The 21755-nt window shown below is 72.1% G+C and carries 20 protein-coding genes and 1 pseudogene; 13 read left to right on the top strand and 8 right to left on the bottom strand.

Going from position 1 to position 21755, the window contains the following annotated elements; all coding sequences use genetic code 11:
- The first annotated feature begins 205 nt into the window (after nt 1-205).
- From ACRAS8_RS02120 to ACRAS8_RS02130, 3 genes are read left to right on the top strand one after another with little or no spacing between them, the layout of a single operon-like run.
- Complete coding sequence (locus ACRAS8_RS02120) at nt 206-1237, top strand: NAD-dependent epimerase/dehydratase family protein (RefSeq protein WP_438484017.1); 1032 nt, start codon at nt 206-208, stop codon at nt 1235-1237.
- A 50-nt stretch (nt 1238-1287) separates the two neighbouring features.
- The gene (locus ACRAS8_RS02125) at nt 1288-1782 is read left to right on the top strand and encodes an NUDIX domain-containing protein (protein WP_438484018.1); all 495 of its coding nucleotides are present in this window, start codon (nt 1288-1290) and stop codon (nt 1780-1782) included.
- On the top strand, nt 1779-2837 hold the full coding sequence (locus ACRAS8_RS02130) for a mevalonate kinase family protein (RefSeq protein ID WP_438484019.1): 1059 nt from the start codon (nt 1779-1781) through the stop codon (nt 2835-2837). The genes ACRAS8_RS02125 and ACRAS8_RS02130 overlap by 4 nt, the downstream gene beginning before the upstream one ends.
- Before the next feature lie 65 nt (nt 2838-2902).
- Here ACRAS8_RS02130 and ACRAS8_RS02135 read toward each other — a convergent pair whose 3' ends face one another.
- The 4 genes from ACRAS8_RS02135 to ACRAS8_RS02150 all read right to left on the bottom strand — a co-directional run bounded on the left by ACRAS8_RS02135 (nt 2903) and on the right by ACRAS8_RS02150 (nt 7215).
- Nucleotides 2903-4015, bottom strand: coding sequence for a radical SAM protein (locus ACRAS8_RS02135; RefSeq protein WP_438484020.1), 1113 nt, complete (start codon nt 4013-4015; stop codon nt 2903-2905).
- A gap of 64 nt (nt 4016-4079) precedes the next feature.
- Complete coding sequence (locus ACRAS8_RS02140; protein WP_438484021.1) at nt 4080-4937, bottom strand: carbohydrate ABC transporter permease; 858 nt, start codon at nt 4935-4937, stop codon at nt 4080-4082.
- Nucleotides 4934-5914 carry a carbohydrate ABC transporter permease gene (locus tag ACRAS8_RS02145; RefSeq protein WP_438484022.1) on the bottom strand — a complete coding sequence of 327 codons (981 nt, stop codon included), beginning with the start codon at nt 5912-5914 and terminating at the stop codon, nt 4934-4936. Before ACRAS8_RS02145 ends, ACRAS8_RS02140 begins: the two co-directional genes overlap by 4 nt.
- Nucleotides 5915-5919: 5 nt before the next feature.
- The gene (locus ACRAS8_RS02150; protein WP_438484023.1) at nt 5920-7215 is read right to left on the bottom strand and encodes an extracellular solute-binding protein; all 1296 of its coding nucleotides are present in this window, start codon (nt 7213-7215) and stop codon (nt 5920-5922) included.
- A gap of 296 nt (nt 7216-7511) precedes the next feature.
- On the opposite strand from ACRAS8_RS02150, the gene ACRAS8_RS02155 reads away from it, so the two are divergent.
- Both ACRAS8_RS02155 and ACRAS8_RS02160 read left to right on the top strand, forming a co-directional pair.
- Nucleotides 7512-8675 carry a serine/threonine protein kinase gene (locus ACRAS8_RS02155; RefSeq protein ID WP_438484024.1) on the top strand — a complete coding sequence of 388 codons (1164 nt, stop codon included), beginning with the start codon at nt 7512-7514 and terminating at the stop codon, nt 8673-8675.
- 5 nt (nt 8676-8680) lie between these two features.
- Nucleotides 8681-9415 carry an HAD family hydrolase gene (locus ACRAS8_RS02160; RefSeq protein ID WP_438484025.1) on the top strand — a complete coding sequence of 245 codons (735 nt, stop codon included), beginning with the start codon at nt 8681-8683 and terminating at the stop codon, nt 9413-9415.
- On the opposite strand, the gene ACRAS8_RS02165 is transcribed toward ACRAS8_RS02160, so the two are convergent.
- Nucleotides 9399-10877, bottom strand: a complete 1479-nt coding sequence (locus ACRAS8_RS02165; RefSeq protein ID WP_438490323.1) for a N,N-dimethylformamidase beta subunit family domain-containing protein — start codon at nt 10875-10877, stop codon at nt 9399-9401. The two genes, ACRAS8_RS02160 and ACRAS8_RS02165, sit on opposite strands and share 17 nt — an antisense overlap.
- A gap of 82 nt (nt 10878-10959) precedes the next feature.
- Here ACRAS8_RS02165 and ACRAS8_RS02170 point away from each other — a divergent pair, with 82 nt between their 5' ends.
- On the top strand, nt 10960-11832 hold the full coding sequence (locus ACRAS8_RS02170) for a class I SAM-dependent methyltransferase (protein ID WP_438484026.1): 873 nt from the start codon (nt 10960-10962) through the stop codon (nt 11830-11832).
- On the top strand, nt 11829-12584 hold the full coding sequence (locus ACRAS8_RS02175) for a GNAT family N-acetyltransferase (protein WP_438484027.1): 756 nt from the start codon (nt 11829-11831) through the stop codon (nt 12582-12584). The genes ACRAS8_RS02170 and ACRAS8_RS02175 overlap by 4 nt, the downstream gene beginning before the upstream one ends.
- Before the next feature lie 18 nt (nt 12585-12602).
- On the opposite strand, the gene ACRAS8_RS02180 is transcribed toward ACRAS8_RS02175, so the two are convergent.
- Together ACRAS8_RS02180 and ACRAS8_RS02185 are read right to left on the bottom strand one after the other, a co-directional pair.
- Nucleotides 12603-13733 carry a hypothetical protein gene (locus ACRAS8_RS02180; RefSeq protein ID WP_438484028.1) on the bottom strand — a complete coding sequence of 377 codons (1131 nt, stop codon included), beginning with the start codon at nt 13731-13733 and terminating at the stop codon, nt 12603-12605.
- A gap of 127 nt (nt 13734-13860) precedes the next feature.
- Nucleotides 13861-14529 (bottom strand): maleylpyruvate isomerase N-terminal domain-containing protein, encoded by a 669-nt coding sequence (locus ACRAS8_RS02185; RefSeq protein WP_438484029.1) that lies wholly within the window; start codon nt 14527-14529, stop codon nt 13861-13863.
- A gap of 118 nt (nt 14530-14647) precedes the next feature.
- Here ACRAS8_RS02185 and ACRAS8_RS02190 point away from each other — a divergent pair, with 118 nt between their 5' ends.
- The 3 genes from ACRAS8_RS02190 to ACRAS8_RS02200 all read left to right on the top strand — a co-directional run bounded on the left by ACRAS8_RS02190 (nt 14648) and on the right by ACRAS8_RS02200 (nt 17553).
- Complete coding sequence (locus ACRAS8_RS02190; RefSeq protein ID WP_438484030.1) at nt 14648-15199, top strand: HEAT repeat domain-containing protein; 552 nt, start codon at nt 14648-14650, stop codon at nt 15197-15199.
- Nucleotides 15200-15318: 119 nt separating this feature from the next.
- Entirely contained in the window at nt 15319-15807 is a 489-nt protein-coding gene (locus ACRAS8_RS02195; RefSeq protein ID WP_438484031.1) for a hypothetical protein, read from the top strand.
- 78 nt (nt 15808-15885) lie between these two features.
- Nucleotides 15886-17553, top strand: coding sequence for a multicopper oxidase family protein (locus ACRAS8_RS02200; RefSeq protein ID WP_438484032.1), 1668 nt, complete (start codon nt 15886-15888; stop codon nt 17551-17553).
- Between the two features lie 16 nt (nt 17554-17569).
- Here ACRAS8_RS02200 and ACRAS8_RS02205 read toward each other — a convergent pair whose 3' ends face one another.
- Entirely contained in the window at nt 17570-19162 is a 1593-nt protein-coding gene (locus ACRAS8_RS02205) for an FAD-dependent monooxygenase (RefSeq protein WP_438484033.1), read from the bottom strand.
- 128 nt (nt 19163-19290) lie between these two features.
- Here ACRAS8_RS02205 and ACRAS8_RS02210 point away from each other — a divergent pair.
- The 3 genes and pseudogenes from ACRAS8_RS02210 to ACRAS8_RS02220 all read left to right on the top strand — a co-directional run.
- Nucleotides 19291-19470, top strand: a pseudogene (locus ACRAS8_RS02210) (MerR family transcriptional regulator); the annotation flags it as partial.
- 303 nt (nt 19471-19773) lie between these two features.
- The gene (locus ACRAS8_RS02215; protein WP_438490324.1) at nt 19774-20397 is read left to right on the top strand and encodes an RraA family protein; all 624 of its coding nucleotides are present in this window, start codon (nt 19774-19776) and stop codon (nt 20395-20397) included.
- Between the two features lie 304 nt (nt 20398-20701).
- Nucleotides 20702-21748, top strand: coding sequence for a methyltransferase (locus ACRAS8_RS02220; protein WP_438484034.1), 1047 nt, complete (start codon nt 20702-20704; stop codon nt 21746-21748).
- Nucleotides 21749-21755: the final 7 nt, after the last annotated feature.

The following is a 21755-nucleotide window of genomic DNA, read 5'->3' on the forward strand; positions in this document are numbered from 1 at the left end:
GACCGCCGGCCCATGCCGGGTCGGCCTGTGCGGTTTTGCGGAAGAGAGGGACCCCATGCCCGGAACAGAGAGGGACCCCATGCCGGGAACGGTGAACGGAAACAAACGAAACGAACGAAACGGGAGCGCCGGGAGGAGCGGCAATACGCCCGGTAATGACGGCAACGGGACGGAGAGCGCGGGGCCCGGCGTCTTCGGGGAATCGGTGGCGGCGCGGCTGGAGAAACTCCGGGAGGCGCGGGTGGTGGTGACCGGCGGGGCCGGCCTGGTGGGCAGCCGGCTGGTCCGGCTGTTACGCCGGGCGGGCGCCGAGGTGACGATGCTGGACCGGCTGGACGCCTATCCGGAGGCGGTGCCCTCGGCGCTGTTCGGGGTCGACAGCCTCGGGGCGGACCTGGTGGTCGGGGACGTCTGCGACCGCGAAGCGGTGCGCAAGGTGCTCGCCGGGGCCGACTATGTGGTGCACGCCGCGGCCTATGCCGATGTCGCCGCGTGCACCCGGCGGCCGGACATCGCCTTCCGGGCGAACGTCCAGGGCACCCAGGTGGTGCTGGAGGAGGTCGCGGCTTCCGAGGTGCGCCGGCTGGTGCTGGTGTCGTCGGCGGCGGTGTACGGGAACGGCGATCCGTCCGTACGGGGGCCGCAGGTCTTCCGCGAGGACCAGCGGCTGCTGCCGGTGTCGGTGTACGCCAACTCCAAACTGTGGGCGGAGCACCAGACCCGGCTGCTGCTGAGCGGCCCGCAGACCCCCGAGTACGCGGTGCTGCGGTACTTCTCGGTGTACGGCGATCCGCAGGTCCCCAAGCCCGGCAGCCACTCGTGGATGGTCGCCTGGCTGTCCATGCAGGCCCGGCTGGGCCGCCCGATGCGGCTCAATGGAGGCGGGGTGCAGGTGCGCGACCTCGTCCACGTGGAGGACGTCGCGGCGGCCACCGCGCTGGCGCTGGTGGAGGAGGGCATGGCCGGGGCGACCGTCAACGTCGGTACGGGCGTGCCCACTTCGGTCCGCGAGGTCGGTCAGCTGATCGCCCCGCACTTCCCCCGGGCGCATTTCGTGACCACTCCCCTGCCGGAGGGCGACCCGCTGGGCGGCTATGCGGCCACCGAGCAGTGCCGTGAACTGCTGCGCTGGCGGCCGCGGATCGACGTCCGGGCGGGCGTGGAGCGGTATGTGCGCTGGCTGGCCGCCACCCCGCACGCGGTGCCGGGCTGGCTGGCCGGCGAGCCCGCGGCATGACAGCCTGCCTCCACACATATGGATATGGCGGCACGAAAGGTGACATTCAGGTGAGTTATGTCGGCTCGTACGTCTGGGAGCTGCGGCAGAAGGTGGGCAGCCGGCCGCTGCTGCTGCCCGGTGCGCAGGTCCTGCTGCTGGACGCGGCCGGCCGGGGGCTGTTCCAGCAGCGCGCGGACACCGGGGTCTGGGAACTGCCGGCCGGGGCCTGCGAGGAGGGCAGCGACTTCGCGGAGACGGCCCGGCGGGAGCTGGCGGAGGAGACCGGGCTGTACGTCGCGCGAGAGGATCTGGAGGCGTTCGGCACGCTGTCCGACCCCGCGGTCCACACCCTGACCTATCCCAACGGTGACATCACCCACTGCTTCGCGCTGTGTTTCGTGGCCCGCCGCTGGTCCGGCGAGCTCTCCCCCGGCCTCGACGAGGTGACCCGGGTCCGCTTCCGCGAACTCACCGACCCGCCACGGCCGTTGCACCCGCCCACCGCCGTGGTCCTGGAGATGTTCCGGGAGTTCGGCGCGACCGGAAGGTTCCAGGCCCGATGAGCGGAGCGACGACGGTGTCCGGAGCGGAGGGCGGGACGGCCGCGCCGCGTGGCGCGGGGCCGGCGGCCGGGCAGGCGGTGGTGCCGTGCCGGGCCTGCCTGTCCGGGGAGGATCTGGACTGGCTGGGCGGCAGTTCGGTCAGCCTGGCGCTGGATCTGACGACCTCGGTCACCGTGCGGCCGCCGGGTGCCCGGCCGCCCGCCGGTGCGGTGCCGGACGGCGGTGCCGGCGCCTGGGCCGGCGAGGTGTGGGCGTTCCTGCGCCGGCGGCTGCCCGGGCTCGGCCCCCGGCCGCCGGCCGTGACCGCGCGCAGCGACGCACCGGCGGCCAGCGGCCTGTCGTCCTCGACCGCGCTGATCGTGGGGCTGTTCCGGGCCTTCACCGAGGCCGCGGCGCCGGCGGCCGGTGCGGTCGGGAACTGGCCGGTTCCGGCGCGGACGCTGGCGCAGTGGGCGTACGAGTTCGAGTTCGCGATCTTCAACGGCGGGGGCATGGACCATCTCGCGGTCATCGCGGGCGGGCTGCTGCTGCTCGACGGGCGGACCACCGGTCTGCCGGAGATCCGGCACCGTACCGACTTCCCCGAGGAGTGGGCCGTGGTCGTGCTGGACTCGGCGACCAGGAAGGACACCAGCGACCACATCCGCTCGGTGCGTGCCCAACTGGCCGCCGGGGACGCCCGGCTGGCCGCGTACCGGGAGCGGGCCGACGACGCCTCGGCCGCGGCGTGGGAGGCCGTGCGCGGCCGGGACCTGGGTGCCCTCGGCGCGGCGATGAGCGAGGCGCACCGCGCGATGCGGGACTGCCAGGGCATGTCCACGCCGCTGCTGGAGGAGCTGCGGTCGCTGGCCCTGCGCGCCACCGGCCTGCCGCTGAAGCTGAGCGGGGCCGGTGGCGGCGGGGCGCTGGTCGGCGTCTGTCCGGCCGCAGACCAGGCCGAGGTGGTGGCGCGGCTGCGACGGGCGCTGGGCGCCGCGCACCCCCGGGCACGGGTGATCCCGGCCCGGGCCGCGGCGGGCCTGGCACCGGAGATCGCCGCGGCGCCGGCCTCATAGGCGGGGTGCCCCGGCCCCGTGGGCGGGGTGCCTCGCGCCCGTAGGCGGGGTACCCGCGCCCGTCCCTAGATGAACGGGTCGTGGTCCGTGCCGGGTTCGGGGGCGGGCAGCGTGCCCGCCGCCGTTCCGGCCGCGATCCGGTCGAGTTCGAGGTTGGAGCGGTGGCGGGCGCAGTGGAAGCGGCAGTCCCGGCTGGGGTCCACGATGCCGCGGTCCGAGTTCCGCCAGATCTCGGGGAGGGGCTCGGTCACCGCGTCCCCGATCCGGGCCCCGGCGTTGCCCCGGTGGTACGAGCAGACGTAGACGCCTGACGGGGTGACCAGGGTCCGCAGTTCGGCGATCCGGCAGCGGTGGTAGTCCTTCTCCTGGACGGGCCCGACCCGGTTGCGCAGCGAGGTCAGGGTCGAGGAGTCGACGATCTCGAAGCCGTCGCCCGCCAGGACGGCGGCCTTGTCGAGCTGCTCCTCCACGGAGGCCACGATCGCGTCGGGCACCTGGATGACGTGGTGGCCGTCGTCGAACATGGCCTTGGTCTCGAAGTAGTCGCAGCCGATGTCGTGGGCGAGTTCGGCGGCTCGCAGGACCTCGTGGTGGTTGCTCACGACGCTGCCGTCGGACTCCTGCCGGGTCATGACGAGGAACGAGTAGCCCAGGGCGCCCTGTTTGGCCTCGGCCAGCAGCCGCATGTTGGCGATGACCTTGTCGAAGACGCTGCGGCCCCTGCGGTCGGGGCGGAAGAGCCGGTAGGTCTCGCTGGTGCCGGCGTCGACGGAGACCCGCACCCAGGAGGCGTAGGCGGCGAGTTCGGCCAGGTTCTGTTTGATCAGGGTGCCGTTGGTGACCACGCCGATCGCGATGCCGGCCTCCCCGAGGACGCGTAAGACCTGGCGGGTGCCCCGGTGGGCGAGGGGTTCCCCGCCGCCTATCAGGACGACCGCGCGGACCTCCATCTCCACGAGTTCGGCGGCCAGTTCGGCGAGCCGTTCGGGGGTGAAGCGCCCCTGGTTGAGCAGCTTGCCGCTGATGCATTCGGGGCAGGCCAGGTCGCAGAAGGTCGTCGGGTCCAGGTCCACGACCAGGGGGCCGCTGGAGCGGGTCCCGGTGGCGGCTTCGAGGATCCGCGGCCAGCCGGACGGCTGGTACAGCTTGGACACCAGGTCGAGACGGTCGAACGTCACGTGTTCTCCTGCAGGGTCGGAGGTTCCGTATCCGGCGGAAGTCGGTCCGCCGGTCTTCGGCGGCTCACCCCTTGACCGCTCCGGCGGCCAGGCCCGCGCCGATCCGGCGCTGGACGAGGGCGAAGAAGACCGCGACCGGGAGCGCGGTGAGGGTGGCTCCGGCCATCAGTCCGCCGTAGTCGGTGCCGAAGCTGGTCTGGAAGGACAGCAGCCAGATGCTGAGGGTCTGCTTGTCGTTGCTGGACAGCAGGACGTAGGCGAGGACGTACTCGTTCCACGCCTGCACCAGGGCGTAGATGGAGGTGGCGACGAGGCCCGGGGCGAGCAGCGGCAGCACGACCCGGCGGAAGGCGCCGAGGCGGGTGCAGCCGTCGGTCATCGCGGCCTCCTCCAGTTCGACCGGGACGGCGGCGATGAAGCCGCGCAGCAGCCAGACCGTGAACGGCAGCATGAAGACGAGGTAGGTGAGGATCACGCCGGGCAGGCTGTCGGTCAGTCCGGCGTCGCTGAGCAGCAGGTAGATGGGGATGATCAGGCCGGCCAGCGGGATCATCTGGACGCCGAGGACGGTCAGGACGAGGGCCCGCCGCCCGGCGAAGGAGAAGCGGGCCAGCGCGAAGGCCGCCAGGGTCCCGATCAGCAGGGAGACCAGCACGGTGCCGACGCCGATCAGGACGCTGGAGCGGGCGTTGGCCCAGAAGGTCGGGGTGCTCAGGGCTCGCCGGAAGTGTTCCAGCGTCAGGTGGTCGGGCCAGAGGTGCGGCGGGTCGGCGTGGATCTCCGTGGCCGGACGGAAGGCCGTGAGGAGCATCCAGTAGAGCGGGAAGGCCATCAGCGCGGCGAAGGCGAGGCCGAGGGTGTTCGCCGCGGCGCGGCGCCGGTGGCGGCCGGGCGCGGTCCCGGTGGTGCGGGCGGTGGTCACTCGGCCGCTCCCAGGTGGACGAGCTGGCGGACGTAGACGACCGCGCCGGCCAGCAGCATCAGGACGGTGAGGACGGCGATGGCGGCGCCGGCGCTGTAGCGGTTGACGGCGAAGGACTCGGTGAACGAGTAGACGCCGAGCAGGTAGTACTCCTTCTCCGGCTGGCCGCCGCGCATCAGCCAGATCTGGTTGAACACCCCGAAGTCCCATATGGCGCACAGCGAGGTGACCAGGACGGCGGTCGGTTTGATCACCGGCCAGGTGACGTGGCGGAACAGCTGGCGGGGGCGGGCGCCGTCGACCAGCGCCGCCTCCGCCAGTTCGGCGGGGACCTGGCCGAGCGCGGCCTGGAGGGTGAGCGCGGCGAACGGGACGGCGCCCCAGACCACCACGCCGGTGAGGACGGCGAAGCCCTGCCAGGGGTTCTCGAACCAGTTGTGCTTGCTGAAGTCGAGTCCCGGCAGCAGCCCCAGGAGCCAGTTGACGACGCCGTAGTCGGCGTCCGAGAGCCAGCGGAAGATGGACGCCGCCACCATGACGGGCATCGCCCACACGGCGACCAGGACACCGGTCATCGTCGTCCGCACCCAGGGCGCCACCCGCCGCATCAGCAGCGCCACCAGGAGCGAGAGGACCATGGTGGCCGCGACGCAGGCCGCGGTGAACAGGGCGGTGCGGCCGACGACGGTCCAGAAGAAGCCGTCGGAGAGGATCGAGCGGTAGTGGGCGAGCCCGGCGTAGGGCGGCGCGGCCCCGGAGAACAGTTCGCGCCGGGTCATGTCCTGGAAGGACAGCACCACCAGATCGACGAGCGGGTAGCCGAGGACCGCGGCCAGGGCGAGCACCGTCGGGGCGATCAGCAGGTACGGCAGCGCCCGTCGGCGGAGGCCGCGCCTCGGGCGGGCCGGCCGGGCCGGGCGCGGCCGGTGCGGCGGGCGGGCGGTACGCGCCGGCCCGGGCAGGTCCACGGTCCCCATCGGCGTCAGCGCTCGTTGATCACGGCGTCGATGCGGCGGTCCGCGGCCCGCGCGGCGTCCCGGACGGACTGCTTTCCGGTCGCGATGTCCTGGAGCGTCTCCTGGAGGACGTTGGACTTCTCGACGGCGCCCCAGCCGGGGGCGAGCGGGGTGACCCAGCCGCGTGCGGCGGCCCGGGCGGCGGGGCCGTTGACGCCGCCGGCGGCGACCTCCTTCAGCTGGACGGTGTTGTTGGGCAGGGTGTCCGCGGCGATCAGGCGGCGCTGCGAGGTGCGGTCGGTGAACAGCCGGATCCAGCCCTGGGCCAGGTCCTGGTGCGCGGACTTGGCGGGGACGGCGAGGGTGGAGCCGCCCAGGAACGGCGGCAGGAGTCGGCCGGAGGGGCCGGGGAAGGCGAAGGTGGCGAACTTGCCGCGCAGCGCCGGGTCCCCGCCGGAGCGGCTGTCGGTGGCGGCCTTGGCCTCCCAGGTGTTGCCGTAGAACATGCCGACCTTGCCCTGGCCGACGACCGCGGGTTCGTCGCCGTTGTCCTTGGAGCGGTCGCCGGTGTAGTAGGCGTCGAGGAACTCCTTCCAGGCGGTGAGCCCGGCGACGGAGCGGGCGGCGGAGAGCGCGCCGTGCCAGCGGCCGTCCTTGCCCTGCACGGCTATCTCGCCGCCGGCGTCCTTGACGAACGCCATGGCCGCGTACCAGTAGCGGCCGGGCATGTAGAACGCGGAGAAATTCTTGTCGGCGGCGCCGAACCGGGCCTTGAGTTTGTCGAGGTCGGCGCGGAGTTCGGGATAGCTGCGCGGGGCCTGTCCGACACCGACCTTGGCGAGGAGATCGGTGCGGTAGATTCCGACCCGGGCGCCCACGTAATACGGCACGCAGTAGGTCTTTCCGCCGTTTTGGCAGGCGTCGCGGAGGGCCGGCAGCCATTCCGTGGAGTGGTCGAATTTCTTGGGATCGACGGTGGCGAAGGCGCCGTTGACAAGGTAGTTGGTGGTCTCGCTGTTGCCCATTTCGACCACGTCGGGGACTTTCTGCCCGGCGAGTGCGGCGTCGATCTTCTGGTTCTTCGTGGTCCACTGCTGGTACTGCACGGTGACCTTCATCCTGGGATAGGTCTGCCGGAAGCGCTTGTTGACCTCGGCCACCAGATCCGGCCAGTTCTCCTGGGCGTCCACGGTCAGCCAGACCGTGAGCTCCCCCGTACGGTGCGCGGCGTCGGCCGGTCTGCCGGCGCCGCAGCCGGCCACCGCGCCCAGCAGGACCATCGCTCCCAGGCCCGCCGCCAAACGGGAGATGCGCTCGGCCATGATCTCCTCCGTCGGGTTGTCGGAACCGGCTGTACCTACCCCGGGCATCCGATCCCTCCACCTCGGGGAAGTGTTCCGGCCAGAAATTCCGGCGGCCGGAAGTGTGCTCCGGGAGAATCCGTGAAGAGTCGTCAGGCAGGCCGGGAGGTATTCCGATCTTGGCTTCGCCACAGCAAAGCCGAGGTCCTTTTGACGCAAAAGGCGCGCTGCCCGAATGATCGGCTCTTGACGGTGCCGCCCCCGCTGCCTCAGCTTTGCTCGGGTGTCTCCCACGTCCCCTATCGAAGGGTTTGCACGTGACTGAGTACGGCACGACGGCCGCAGATCCGGCCACCCGCCCGGTGAAGGTCAACTCCTGGAACGGCTGGGATCCCCTGCGGCACGTCGTCGTCGGACGCGCCGACAACGCGGTGGTGCAGGCGCCGGAGCCCGCGATCCGGCGCGACTTCCCCGACGACGGGTTCCCGCTGGGCATCTACGGCCCGATGCCGGCCGACATGACCGCCGAGGCCAACGAGCAGCTGGACAACTTCGCCGAGCTGCTGCGCCGCCGCGGTATCCGCGTCGACCGCCCCACCCCCGTCGACTTCGACCAGCGGGTCGGCACCCCGGACTGGACGCAGGAGACCATGTCCGGCTGTATGCCGCCGCGGGATCTGCTGCTGACCGTCGGCAACGAGATCCTTGAAGCGACCATGTCGTACCGCAGCCGCTGGTTCGAGTACCTCTGCTACCGGCCGCTGCTCCAGGAGCTCTTCCGGGCCGATCCGCAGATGCGCTGGGAGGCGGCCCCCAAGCCCCGGCTGACCGACGCCTCCTACAAGCCGGGGTTCTGGGACACCTACAACTCCCTTCCCACCGAAGTGCAGTTGGCGCGGGTACGGGACTACGACCTCGTACTGACCGAGGAGGAGCCGCTGTTCGACGCGGCCGACATCGCCCGCTTCGGCAAGGACCTCTTCGTCCAGCTGTCGTTCGTCACCAACCGCAGCGGCCACCAGTGGCTCAGGCGCCACTTCCCCGACCACCGGGTGCACGCGGTGACCTCCACCAACACCCACCCGCTGCACATCGACGCCACCTGGGTGCCGCTGCGGCCCGGACTGGTGCTGCACTGCGGTGAGCGACTGGCCGACGCCGAGCTGATGGAGTTCTTCCGGCGCAACGACTGGGAGATCATCGAGGCGGTGCAGCCCGCCAGTTGGGAGCACCCGCCCAAGCTCTCCTACTGCAGCCCGTGGCTGGCCGGGAACATGCTCAACCTCGATCCGAACACCCTGTGCATCGAGGAGAAGGAAGTGGCGCTCGCCGACCAGCTGTCCGGCTACGGCTTCGAGATTGTGCCGGTGCCGTTCCGCGCGGTGGGGCCGTTCGGCGGCGGACTGCACTGCGCCACCTTCGACATCGAACGGGACGGGGGCCTGGAGGACTACTTCCCGCACCGCTACGGACGGTACTGAGCCCGGTGCCGGGCCAGTCCGCACCCCGCCGGGCCGCCGCCGTCCGGGGCGTGATCCTCGACTTCTACGGCACGCTGGTGCGGCTGGTCGACCCGCTGCCGCCCAGTCACCGCTCGCTCTTCCTCCGTCGTGGCCTGGCCGGGGCCGCCGACAAGTGGGGCGACCAGTGGGCCGTCGGACCGCGGGACGGCGAGGAGCACGCCGCCCACTCGGTCAGCGAACGGGCCTACCATGCCTGGGAGTTGGACCGGCTGCGGCGGCGGGCGCTGGCCTGCGGCGTCCCCGAGCCGGCGGCCGGCCCCCTGGCCGCCGACCTCGACCGGGCGATGAAGAACCTGCGCCTGGCGCTCTTCGACGACGTCCCGGCCGCGCTCGCCGCGCTGCGCGCCCGGGGGCTGACGGTGGCGGTCTGCTCCAACTGGTTCTGGGACCTGGACCGCGCCGTCGAGGACGCCGGACTGGCCGGGCTGGTCGACGTGGCGGTCAGCTCGGCCCGCGCCGGCGCCCGCAAACCACACCCCCTCATCTACCGGACGGTGCTGTCGGAGTGCGGACTGCGACCCGAACAGGCGCTGTTCGTCGGCGACATGTGGGAGACGGATGTCGCGGGACCACTGGCGTACGGGATGCGGGCGGTGCATCTGTGGCGGCCGGACCGGGCGGTGGCGGGCGCGGCCCCGCCACTGCCGGACGGGGCCGCGCGCATCGCCTCGCTGGCCGCGCTCAGCGCTCTGGTGTGACCGGGCCGGCACCGGAGAGCCGGTCCAGGACGTTGCGGGTCGCCCGTACCACGCCGGCGTCGAGTTCCCGGCCGCAGACCACCGGCCAGTCGGTGGTGCCGGCCGTGAACACCGTGCCGCCGGCGGTGTAGAGCCCCATGGTGGCGGCGCGCGGACCGGTGATCTCCGCTTCGCGCGCCGGGCAGTTCCAGTGCCCCCATTTCAGGTGGTGGAAGTCGTCGTGCACCGGATCCAGGAGGTAGATCCCCAAGATGAGGAAGGACTCCGGCGTGCCGTCCACCCCGGTGGCGTACGCCACGCCGTCCGCGTCCCGGGCGAAGGCCGCGCCATCGCACTCGTAGCCGATCAGCGGCGTACCGGCGCCCAGGGCGTCGGCCGGCCCGCCGTCGGAGCCGTCCCGCAGCCCGGTGCCCTCGTACACCCAGTGGTCCGCGTGCTGGACGCGGTAGCCCTCGCGCGGCCGGTCGCCGGGCCAGTCGCCCGGCCACATCCCGCCGTTGCGGAAGCTGACGCCGGTCAGGGCGTTCTCCGGCCGGCCGACGCCGTCCGGCGGGGCCGGCCACCACTGGTCGGTCGCCGGGAGGTGCGGGTACTCCGCGCCGACGTGGTGGTCGGTGTCGGAGACGAACGCGCTGTTGCCGTCCACGGGATGGACCCGCCACCAGCAGGTGTTGGCGCTCAGGAACGCCACGTTGCCGCCGCCCCGGACGAAGTCCGCGACATGGTCGCGCATCGCCGCGCTCCAGTACTCGTCGTGGCCGACGCTGAGCAGCAGCCGGTAGGAGGACAGCAGCCCGGGATCCTCGTGCAGGTCGAGGTCGGTGCAGTACTCGACGAGATAGCCGCTGCGCTCCAGCCAGGCGATGAACGGCGCGTCCCAGTAGGCGAGATCGATGACCCCGCCGGGGCGGTGCAGGCTGAGCCGGTGGCCGCGCGGCCCGTCCGGACCGGCCGGCCGGTGGACCGGATTGTCGTAGAGGCTGGCGGCCCGCTGGACGTCCGGCCGGTCGGCGCGGTTGTACGCGTGCCGGGTGTAGGTCGATTTCTTGTACAGGATGCGGGCCCCGGTCGCACCGGCCCGGCGGGGCCGCACGACGAAGAACTCCCGCTCGAAACCCTCGATGTGCGCGTCGTCGAGCAGCGGCACACTCCGGGACCGGCTCTCCGGCCCCTCGCCGTCCCTCTGTTCTTCAAGGAAGTGGGCGAGGTAGATTCCCGGCTGCCAGTCCTCGGGAATCGTGTGCTCATACGGCGGCCAATGCCAGTCCACGGCCGGCGAGGCATGCTCCGGGACGCCGTCCGGGTGCGGTGGCGGGGCGGCCAACACGCCCGGATAGGGCCCGGTTTCCGCTACAAAGGAAAGCTCCTTCCCCAAGCGGTAGAAACGGACCCGGAATTCCCCGGCATCGGTCGAGACATGAAATCCGAGACGCCGGCCGACCGTCACGCTCTCACGTTCCATATATCCCTCGATCACCGCGCCACGATAGAAGCGCGGCCGACAGACCGACAACAGAACTTCCAGCCAACGGAGGCCACAAGCCATGGACAGGGAATTCCGGGTCCGCGAACTCATGCTGGGCATCGAAGGGCTGGCGCTGCTGCGCCACGCCATGGACGCCGACGAGGATTTCCTCAAGGCCCGGTTGGAGGAGATCCGCACCTTCGTGACGGACTCGGGCCGCCCGCTGCCGGACGGCGGGGCGGCGATCGACGAGCTGGACGCGGCGGCCGGCTACGCCTCCTGGGCGGCTCGCTACGACTCGTTGCCCAGCTCGTTCATCGAGGTCGAGGAGCCAGTGGTGCATGCGCTGATGGATCGCGGCCCGGTGGGCACCGCGCTGGACGCGGCCTGTGGCACCGGCCGTCAGACGGCCGCGCTGGCCGCCCGCGGATACCGCACCATCGGCGTCGACCAGTCACCGGAAATGCTGGCGCAGGCCCGCCGCAAAGTGCCCGACGCGGAATTCCGGCAGGGGCGCCTGGAAAACCTGCCGCTCGACAACGAGAGCGTCGATCTCGCCGTCTGCTCCCTGGCCATGACCCATCTCCCGGACGTGTCCACCGGAATCGCGGAACTGGCCCGGGTGCTCCGCCCCGGTGGCCGGATCATCCTCTCCGACCTGCACCCGTTCGTCATCTCCCTCCAGGGCCAGTGCGTCTTCGTGCGCGAAACGGACCAACTCGCCTTCGTCCGCAACCACGTCCATCTGCCCGGCCGCTATCTCGCCGCGTTCCACGCCGCCGGACTGACCGTACGGGAATGCCACGAACCGGTCTTCAACGGCCGGCTGGCACCCGGAGGATACGAGGAGGCGATCGCGGACGCCGCCCGGGCCGCCTGGGACGGAATCCCGCTGGTCATCGTCTGGACCGCGGAGAAGCCCGCCGCACACTCCCGGGGGAAGTCCGTATGACCCTCCAGTTCATCCACCACACCCGACGTCCGGAACTGTGGGACCGGCTCACCGCGGAATTCGCCGGAGTGGTCCCGGAATACAACCTCCACGGTGACATCAACGCCGGTTTCTGGAACCGCCTGTTCAGCGACTTCCCGGACCACCAGTTCCTCCTGTACGACACCGCAACGGACACCGTCCTCGGTGCCGGCCGCACCCTCCCCCGCACCTGGGACGGCACCCCCGAGGGCCTCGGCACCGGTCTCGACGCCTCCATCGAGGCGGCCTTCCACGACCACGACACCGGGGCCGCACCGAACGCCCTGTGCGCCCTGGGCATCGAGATCGCCCCCGCCCACCAGGGCAGGGGACACTCCGCCCGCCTCCTGGCACACATGGCCGCGATGGCCCGCGCCGCCGGCCTCTCCCATGTCGTCGTCCCGGTCCGCCCCACCTGGAAGGACCGCTACCCCCTCGTCCCCATCGACCGCTACGCGGCCTGGACCCGCGCCGACGGCGCCCCGTTCGACCCCTGGATCCGCACCCAGGTCCGCCAGGGCGGCACCATCGCCGCGGCGGTGGCGGAGTCGTCCCGGATCACCGGGACCGTCGCCGAATGGGAAGCCTGGACCAGGATGGCTTTCCCCGACGACGGCCGCTATGTCTTCCCCGGCGGCCTCGCCCTCCTCGACATCGACCACACCCACGACCGCGGCGCCTACTGGGAACCCTGCGTCTGGATCACCCACGACGTACGCGGCACCGCATAGCGTTCGGCCAGTGGGCCGTCAGCGGTTCCGCCCGGCCCCCGCCACCGGATCCAGCAGCAGCCCGCCGCACGCCACCGCGCCCGCCGCGTACGCCGCCAGCAGCGCGGCGTGGTCCGGGATCACCTCGGGCCGCCGCTCGGGCGGCAACCCGGCCGGGCCGACCGTCGACAGCGCGGCGGCCCGGACCCGGGCCCCCACCGGCCCCGTCGGCCCGGCCGCCGCCCGCTGTGCCGCGTGCCGGCGCGCGGCGTCCTCGGCCTGCCGCCCCAACAGCAGGCAGTGGACCCACAGTTCGTCCGCGAACGCCGCACCGAACAACCGCCCCACCGCCGCCGCGGCCTCTTCGGGCCGGTGCCGCCGCACCACATCCCACACCTGACCCTCCGTCAGCCCGGTGGCCGGCAGCGCCTCGGCCCACCGAAGATGCCGCCGGGGATCGGCGTCGTGCTCGTGCCCCACCGGCCGCAGATACCCCTCGCCGTACCGCATGTACGGCAGCCAGTCCAGCTCCTCCAGCACCCAGCCGCGCTCCAGCAGCGGACGCGCCTCCACCGCCCCCACGGGGCACACCGCCAGCCGGATCCCCTGTGCGGCATGCCCGTTGATGCTGCTGGTCCCGATGTGCTCGACCACGCTCGGCACCGCCAGCAGCCCCGGCCTGCCCTCGGCACGCAGGAACGCCGCCATCACCTCGTCGTCATGCCGCTCGGCGGTCTCCGCGGCGAACGACCGGAACGCGTCCGCCGTGCGCACCGGCAGACAGATGGCCAGGGTCGGCGCGAACTCCTCCGGCACCGCGCGCACCCACCCCGCCCCCGCCAGCGCCGCCAGCCGTGCCGCGGCACCGTTGCGGGCGTGCCAGTTGGTGTAGAAGATCAACGCCTCGTCCGGAAACCGCGCCACCGATCCGGCCACCAACTCCAGCAGCTCCGACGGCGCGGCCACGTCGTCCTGGACGACGAGGTGGTGACTGGCGCCCTCCGCCCGCGCCGCCCAGGCCACCAGCGCGGTCCGCAGCGCGGACGGCGGCCCGTCCGGGTCCGGATCGAGCGCCAGTCCCCCGAGCCCCAGTCGAGCGGCAAGCGCCGCGGCCTGCTCCTCGCGCACCGGGTGGGTCATCACGGCCGAACTGAGAAAAGCTGTGCTCACCGGGCCACTCCTCTCACCATCGCGATCGGGCGGCCTCATGGTGGCAGATCCCGGCGCGCCGTCGGCCGCCCCGAGGGAGAGTGGCCGGATCCGGATTTGTGTGCTGGGGCCACCAACAGGCCGTCGTTCAACCGAGGATGAGGGGGAGTCGGGCGGCCAGTCGTCCGTCCGCTTCGGCCAGCTCGGTCTGCTCCACGCCGGTCGGGGCGCGGCGTCCGGTGCCGACCAGCAGGGCGTCCTGGTCGGACCACGACGCGGGGAACGTCGCCTCGGCGATCTTCTCCAGCATCGCGCGTGACCGGGCCAGGCACTCGGCGGGTGGTTCCGCCGCGCCCGGGAGATACGCGATCAGGTCGAGGTGGTGCAGCGTCCACTCCAGGACGTACGCGGAGAGGTAGTCGCCCGCGGTGAGGACCATGTCCTGGGTGCTGACCCTGAGGCCGGGGTCGGCGAGTTCGGCGGCGCGGCCGGCGGCGGAGCCGACATCGTCGAGGTGGAACTTCAGCAGCCGCGGGTCCTCGTACGCGGCGGCCAGCCGGACGACCAGCGCGTCGAGCGGGTCCTCGCCGGTCGGCGGCGCTTCGGCGAGGTTCCAGTACGTGACCGCGTTGCGCGTCGGTTCGCCTTCGGTGGGCGTCACGAGGGTGATCAGGACGTCCTGGGCGTCGATGATCAGGTGGCACACCAGGTCCCGCACCAGCCAGCCGGCGCAACCCGACGGCCGCGCGAAGTCCTCGTCCGGAAGCTCGGCGACCGCCATGCGCAGCGCCGTCCATGAGCGCGAGAAGAGATCCACGGACGCAAACTAACAGCGGGGGCCCGGCCGTTCAGCCGATTTCCGCCCTTGGATCCGACCGTTTTCCCCACTGGAAAACGCGTTGCCGGAGCGCGGCGCGCGAGCGGAGACTGGCGGCATGCTTGCAGACGTCATGCTTGGATTCGCCGGGGCCGACGACGCGGCCCTCGTCTCATGCCTGGGCGACCCGCAGCGCACCGTCGCGGCCTACCGTGCGCTGCTACGACGCGGGCGGCCCGCGCTGAGCGCGATCCGCGCCGGACTCCGGGACGCCGATCCGGCCGTCCGTGAGGGCTGCTGCCGCCTCCTCGACCACCTGGTCGACACCGAGTCCATGGGTGAGCTCATCGCCATGGCCGACGACCCCGACGCCCGGGTCCGGATCGCCGCCTTCCACGCCCTGGCGTGCGACCGGTGCAAGGGCGACAGCTGCGCACCGGGCGCCGACCGGGTTCTCGCCCCCGCGCTGGACCACCTGACCTCGGATCCGGACCCGCATGTGCGGGCCATGGCCGCCGAGCTCGTCGGCAAGTTCACCCACACCGACGCCCGCGCGACGGCCGCCTTGCAGACGTCCCAGGCCGGCGACCCGAGCCCGGCCGTACGGAAGAAGGCGGGGTGGTTCGCTCCGGGCGGAGCCATCTACGAACGGACGGCACCGAGGGTCTGACGGGGGACGCGGTCGTTCCACCCATAGCCCCAGGGGGTATCGTCGGGCGGCAGGGCCACGCGTGCGGTGGCCCGCGCGTGAGGTGACCCCGCTGTCTGTGGCGAAGGGAGGGAACGACAGTGCCGCACCCTGCTGTACGGGGCGTCCGACGGCCGGTGGCGCTGCTCGCCTTCCTCTGGCTGATCATTTCGGTGGTCGGCCATCACAGCAGCCTGGCCGGTGACGCCGTGCGGACATCGACATCACCATCGATGTCCATGTCGATGTCCATGCCTATGTCGATGTCCATGTCGATGGCCTCGATGCCACGGACGATGACCGTCCATGAGGCTGCGGACCAGTCCAGCGCCCGGCCCGATGCGGCTCACACCAGCCACATCCAGTCCGGCCACCCCCAGTCCGGCCACGCCCAGTCCGGGCACGCTCACGACGGCGGGGCCGCTTGCTGCTCGTCGTACGACGTGCGGTCCGAGCAGCTGGTCCCGCCGCCGGCACTGCTGGGACATACCCGCGCGCCCCACCACACGGCCCCGCCCGTGCCTGGCCACGTCCCGGCGCCCGGGCCCTCCCCACCCGATCCGGCATCCCTGTCCGTCCTTCGCATTTAGGCCGACCACCCGACCCCTCCCTCGGCCTTTCCCCACGGCGCAAGAGCGCCGATCCCCCCTGCGTAAGGACACAACTCCATGAACACGATCCACCGACGCTCCGTCCTGCTGGCGGGTCTGGGCGCGGCCGGCGCCGGCCTGCTCTCGGCCTGTTCCGGCGACACCGCGGGCTCCCCGGGCAGCAAGCCCCACCAGACCACCGGGTCCGGCCTGCTCAGCCCGTCCGACCCGGCCGTGGCAGCCGCCGAGCAGCAGCGGCACCGCTCCGGCCGGGAGCACCGGGTCAAGCTCACCGCGACCGCCGGCCCCCTCGACCTGGGAGCCGGCAAGACGGTGCGGACCTGGAGCTTCGACGGACGGCTGCCGGGCAAGGAGATCCGCCTCACCGCGGGCGACACGCTCGTCGCCGACCTCGCCAACCACCTGCCCCAGAGCACCTCCGTCCACTGGCACGGAATGGCCCTGCGCAACGACATGGACGGCGTACCGCCCGTCACCCAGCGTGCGGTGGCGGCCGGCGGCTCCTTCGCATACCGCTTCGTCGCCGAGAATCCCGGGACCTACTGGTTCCATCCGCACGTCGGCGTCCAGCTGGACCGCGGCCTGTACGGCCCGCTGATCGTCGAGGACCCGCATGAGCCGCTGCGGTACGACGACGAGTGGGTCGTCGTGCTCGACGACTGGCTCGACGGCGTCACCGGCACCCCGGACCAGGCATTCGCCGCCCTGCAACAGGGCATGGATCACGACTCCCCGTCCCACGGTGGGAAGGGAAACGCACACGGCGGCCAGGACGGTATGCAGGGCATGGGCGGCATGCAGGGCATGGAGACCATGCCGGGCATGGACGGGACCGCGGGGACACCGGGGACGGAAGGAACGCCAGGCACGGGCACGGGCATGGACGACCCGTTCATGTTGATGGGGGCGTCCAGTCGTCTCCTGGGCGGTGACGCCGGTGATGTGGAGTACCCGCACTTCCTCGTCAACGGCCGTGTCCCGGACGCGCCGGACACCTACCGGGGCAAGCCCGGCCGGCGACTGCGGCTACGGATCATCAACGCCGGCGGGGACACCGCCTTCCGGGTCGCCCTCGGCGGCCACCGGATGACCGTCACCCACACCGACGGCTACCCCATCGCCCATGAGCCGGCCGACGCCCTGCTGATCGGCCCCGGCGAGCGGTACGACGCCCTGGTCACGCTGGGCGACGGCGTCTTCCCGCTGGTCGCCCTGGCCGAGGGCAAGGGGGCGGCCGGCCTGGCACTGGTGCGCACCGGCTCCGGCAGCGCCCCGTCCGAGACCGTCCGTCCCGGGGAACTCAACGGCCGGATTCCGACCGCGACCGCCCTGCGGCCCGCCGACGACGTCCGGCTGAAGTCCCGTCAGCCCGACGTCACCCACCGCATCGCGCTGACCGGCGGTATGGCCAAGTACGACTGGGGGCTCGACGGCAGGCGGTTCGACATGAACGACGCGGACGCCCATCCCTACACCGTGCGCAGTGGCCAGCGGGTGCGCCTGGAGTTCCGCAACACCACCGAGATGTGGCACCCCATGCATCTCCACGGGCACACCTTCCAACTCGGCAGGAGCGGCCCCCGCAAGGACACCGTGATCGTCCTGCCGGGCGCGACGGTCGCCTGCGACTTCGACGCGGACAACCCGGGTCAGTGGCTGATGCACTGTCACAACGCCTACCACGGCGAGAGCGGCATGATGGGGCTGCTCGGCTACCGCGCGTGACGTGCGGGGGCGGCGGCTACCTCCACCCCCGCAGCACGGCCCGGAGGGACTCCTCCGTGGTGCCGCGCCAGGCCACGAACCCGTCGGGTCGTACGAGTACGGCGTCGTCGCCCATGGCGAGTTCGGCCGCCTGTGGTGCGTCGAGTTCGTGGACGGCGTGGCGGGTCGTGCGGAGGGAGGCGGCGGCCGCCGCCCGCCAGCGCGGGAGGTCCCCGGCCACGAACAGCGTCCAGTGCGAGCCGATCAGGTCCAGGGTCGAAATCCGGTTGCCCGAACGGGAGTTGAGCCAGCGGTGGGGGAATCGGTGGCCGAGGTGGACGACATCGGCCAGCGGGTCGGGCCAGGCCGCGTCGACGCCGACCGCCTCGCCGCCGCCGGTGCCTTCGGCACCGCACTGCGGATAGCCGTAGCACATCATGCCCCGCAGGTAGTCGACGGCGAGCTTCTCGTAGAGGGCGTTGGGGTCGCCGTCCAGTGACTGGTAGCCCTGGAGCAGATTGCGGGAGAGGGCCAGGGATGCCCGGGCGGCGGCCCGGCGTTCGGGTTCGTAGGTGTCCAGGAGGGTTGGCGCGCATCGGGCGGACAGCACGGCGGCGAGTTTCCAGGCGAGGTTGTGGCCGTCCTGGATGCCGGTGTTCATGCCGAGGCCGCCGGCCGAAGTCTGCACATGGGCGGCGTCACCGGCCAGGAAGACCCGGCCGCGGCGGAAGGCGGAGGCCATGCCGATGGCGGCCTCCCAGGCGTTGACGGCTTGGAGCTCGATCGGGATCGTGGCGTCGCCGATGGCGGCTCGCAGCAGTGCCAGCGTCGCGTCCTCGGACAGCTCGGACGGGCCGTCCTGCGGCTTGCCCGGATGGTCCAGGATGTGCGAGGCCCACTGGTCGCGGCCGTTCTTCGACATCAGAGTGGCGTACACCGCGTCGTTGCGGACGAAACAGACATGCGTCCCCCAGTCCTGCTGCACGGGGCCGAGATCGGCCCGGTAGAAGGCGGTGTGGAGATGTCCGATGGCGGTGCGGTCGGGCATGGTGATGCCCAGTCGGCTGCGGACCTCGCTGTTCGCCCCGTCCGCTCCGATGAGACATCGGGCCGTGATCCCCCGCTCCTCGCCGGTGTCGACGTCGACGAGGCGTGCGCGCACGTGGTCGTCGCCGACCGTGAGCCCCACCAGCCTTGTGCCGAACCGGACTTCACCACCCAGCCGGCGCAGCTCCGCCCAGGCCACCCGCTGTACCTGATCATGCGTCAGGACGCGTCGCGGAGGCACCGGACTGCCGTTCTCCAGCAGCGCGGCGTACCGCGGCGGCAGGCCCCCGCGGTGCAGCGTCGCGCCCAGTCCGCTCTCCTTGAACACGGTGCGCATCGGCATACCGCCCTCCCAGCCCTCCCGTTCCAGTGCGGACTCCAGGCCCACCGACCGGAACAGCTCCAGGGTGCGCAGACTGGTACTCGCCCGTGGCACCGCCGCCATCGCGTCCGGCCGCTTGTCGACGACCAGCGGGCGGACGCCCCAGTGCGCGAGGAACATCCCCGTCGAGAGCCCCACGGGCCCGGCCCCCACCACCAGCACCGGCACGTCCACCGGCCCCACATCCCGCCTCGCACTCATGGCACGCTCCTTTCACGACGCCGTCGCAGCGCGACGCGTCTCGCTCATCAGCAATCGGTGATCGGTGCTCTCCACCCTCCCCGCTCAAGTCGACTTGAGCGCAAGATGAAGGCATGGGAGATGCAGACATGGGAGACGACGACGCGCGTTACTCGATCAGTCAGGCCGCCCGCGGCTTCAATCTGCCGGTGTCGACGCTGCGTTACTACGACGACCTGGGGCTGCTCCCGGCGGCCGGGCGCCGTGGGAACGTGCGGTATTACGGTCACGCCGAGCTGCGCCGGCTCGCCCTCATCCAACGGCTGCACCACCGCGGCCTGGTCAGCCTGGCCGACACCGCCACGCTGCTCGGTGCCGGTCCGGCCGACGACCGCCGCTCCGGCCGCGAGGTGCTGACCGCCTGCATCGCGGCGATCAGGAACCGGACCGCCCATCTGCAGGCCGCCCGGCGCCTCCTCGAACACCTGCTGACCTGCCCGAAGCCCGATCCGGTCCGCGAGTGCACACCGCTGCGCGCGGAACTCGACGCGGCGGTCGAGGAAGCGTTGGCCAAGGCCGCGAGCGGGCTGGCCCCCGGCACCCTCACCCCCGCGACGTCCGCCTCCCGGGAAATATCGCCTTTCCGGGAGATCTCGCCGACCACCCTCGCGGACGTGCTGGGCCGCGGGCAGGTCATGGACTTCGGCATCCGGCCGCTGTGGCCCGCGGTGCCGCGGGTCGCCGGGCCGGCGTTCACCGTGCGTTGCCGGCCCGGCGACAACCTCATGCTGCATGCGGCCATCCACCGCGCGGAACCGGGCGCGGTCATCGTCGTCGAGTCCGGCGATCCGGACCACGCGCTCGCCGGCGGCAGGGTCTGTGCCGTGGCCCAACGCCGGGGCGTCGCGGCGTTCGTGGCCGACGGGCTGATCCGCGACCTCGCCGAGGTGCGGGCACTGGGTTTCCCCGTCTTCGCCCGCGGGGTGATCCCGATTGCGGGGAGCAAGCAGGCCGTGGAACCGCTCAACGTCGTGGTGCGGTGCGGCGGTGTGGACGTCTCCGCCGGGGACATCGTCGTCGCGGACGAGGAGGGTGTCGTGGTCGTGCCCGGCGACCGGCAGGAGGAGGTCCTCCGGGCCGCCCGGGCCAAGCCGGCCATGGAGGCCGAGGAGGACGGCGAGACCCTCGACGCCTGGGAGCGGGCACACCGCACCCGTATCGACACGATCCTGCGGGACGGGGGCTTCACCGGCTGAGGCGACCGGGCTGACGGGGCGTGGGGCGGTCCCGTCAGCCGCGGCGCGACCGGCCGTCTTGCCGGGTGCCCCGCGCTGCGCCATTCTCGAATCCCCGTTGCTGACGGGGGCGGTTCTGCCGTTCCTGACGCCGCCGAGTGACCACCGGTGTGCCTCGACTTCCCTCCCGGGCCGGCACGTCGGGAAGCCCTAGGCCGGAAGGCCGAGACGGAGATCCACACTTGGGCGGTGCCGGGAACGGGAGGACGCGGCAAGAGTGAGGGGCATCCGCCCGACTCGCCGACCATCTGCCCGGAGGCTGACGGTGAACACCCCCAATCCGACCGACCACCCGGACCTGACCGACGCCGCGGCGCACGCGGGGGCGGCGCATCTGATCGAGCAGTCGCTGGGTCATCTGTATTCCGCGGCGTTACGGACCGCCGCCCTGCACCACATCGCCGACCACCTGGCCGGCGGCCCCCGCACCGCCGCCGAACTCGCCCGGCTCACCGGCACCGACCCCGTCTTCCTGCGGCGCTGCCTGCGCTATCTCGCCTCCCGCGAGGTCTTCAGAGAGGACGACCACGGCGCCTTCCACCTGACGCCGGCCGCGCAGTTCCTGCGCACCAAGGTGCCAGGTTCGCTGCGCGACGCGGTGCTGCTGCTCACCGACGACCTCTTCGTACGCTCCTCGGGGGCGCTGGACGACACGATACGCACCGGCACACCGGGCTTCCCCCAGGTCTTCGGCGCACCGTTCTTCGAGTACCTCAAGGGCGACCGCAGAAGCCGGGAGCTCTTCGACGCGGGCATGGCGGCGTTCTCCGAGCCGATGGACGACCTGGTGGCCGGTGCCTACCCGTTCCCGGAGCAGGGCACGGTAGTCGATGTCGGCGGCGGGCGGGGCGGGTTGCTGCGCCAGGTCCTGCTGCGTCATCCGGGCCTGTCAGGGGTGCTGTTCGACCAGGCGCCCGCCCTGGAAGACCATGTCCTGGACGCGCCCGGGCTGGCCGGCCGGTGGCGCGCCGAACCGGGCGACTTCTTCGCCTCCGTACCGGACGGCGGCGACGTCTATGTGCTCAAGCACGTCCTGCACGACTGGGAGGACGAGGCCGCCGTCCGCATCCTGAGTGCCTGCCGGCGCGGTCTGGCCCCGGGCGGCAGGGTCCTGGTCGTCGACTCCGTGCCCGAGCCGGGCAACGGCGCCCACCCGGGCAAGGCGCTGGACGTGGCGATGATGACGCTGGTGACCGGCAAGGAACGCGGCCCGAGGGAACTGGACGAGCTGTTCTCCCAGGCTGGTCTGCGCCGCACCCGGATCCTGCCCACGCCCACCTTCGCCTCCATCGTCGAAGCGGTGGAGGCGTAGACGGCAG

It is taken from the genome of Streptomyces sp. S186 (assembly GCF_051603415.1).
Classification (GTDB): Bacteria; Actinomycetota; Actinomycetes; order Streptomycetales; family Streptomycetaceae; genus Streptomyces.

Excerpts from the sequence above, each read along its gene's own strand:
- ACRAS8_RS02165 (WP_438490323.1), bottom strand. The coding sequence starts at position 10,877 with ATGGAACGTGAGAGCGTGACGGTCGGCCGGCGTCTCGGATTTCATGTC.
- ACRAS8_RS02130 (WP_438484019.1), top strand. The coding sequence starts at position 1,779 with ATGAGCGGAGCGACGACGGTGTCCGGAGCGGAGGGCGGGACGGCCGCG.
- ACRAS8_RS02205 (WP_438484033.1), bottom strand. The coding sequence starts at position 19,162 with ATGAGTGCGAGGCGGGATGTGGGGCCGGTGGACGTGCCGGTGCTGGTG.
- ACRAS8_RS02200 (WP_438484032.1), top strand. The coding sequence starts at position 15,886 with ATGAACACGATCCACCGACGCTCCGTCCTGCTGGCGGGTCTGGGCGCG.
- ACRAS8_RS02170 (WP_438484026.1), top strand. The coding sequence starts at position 10,960 with ATGGACAGGGAATTCCGGGTCCGCGAACTCATGCTGGGCATCGAAGGG.
- ACRAS8_RS02175 (WP_438484027.1), top strand. The coding sequence starts at position 11,829 with ATGACCCTCCAGTTCATCCACCACACCCGACGTCCGGAACTGTGGGAC.
- ACRAS8_RS02145 (WP_438484022.1), bottom strand. The coding sequence starts at position 5,914 with ATGGGGACCGTGGACCTGCCCGGGCCGGCGCGTACCGCCCGCCCGCCG.
- ACRAS8_RS02150 (WP_438484023.1), bottom strand. The coding sequence starts at position 7,215 with ATGGCCGAGCGCATCTCCCGTTTGGCGGCGGGCCTGGGAGCGATGGTC.
- ACRAS8_RS02190 (WP_438484030.1), top strand. The coding sequence starts at position 14,648 with ATGCTTGCAGACGTCATGCTTGGATTCGCCGGGGCCGACGACGCGGCC.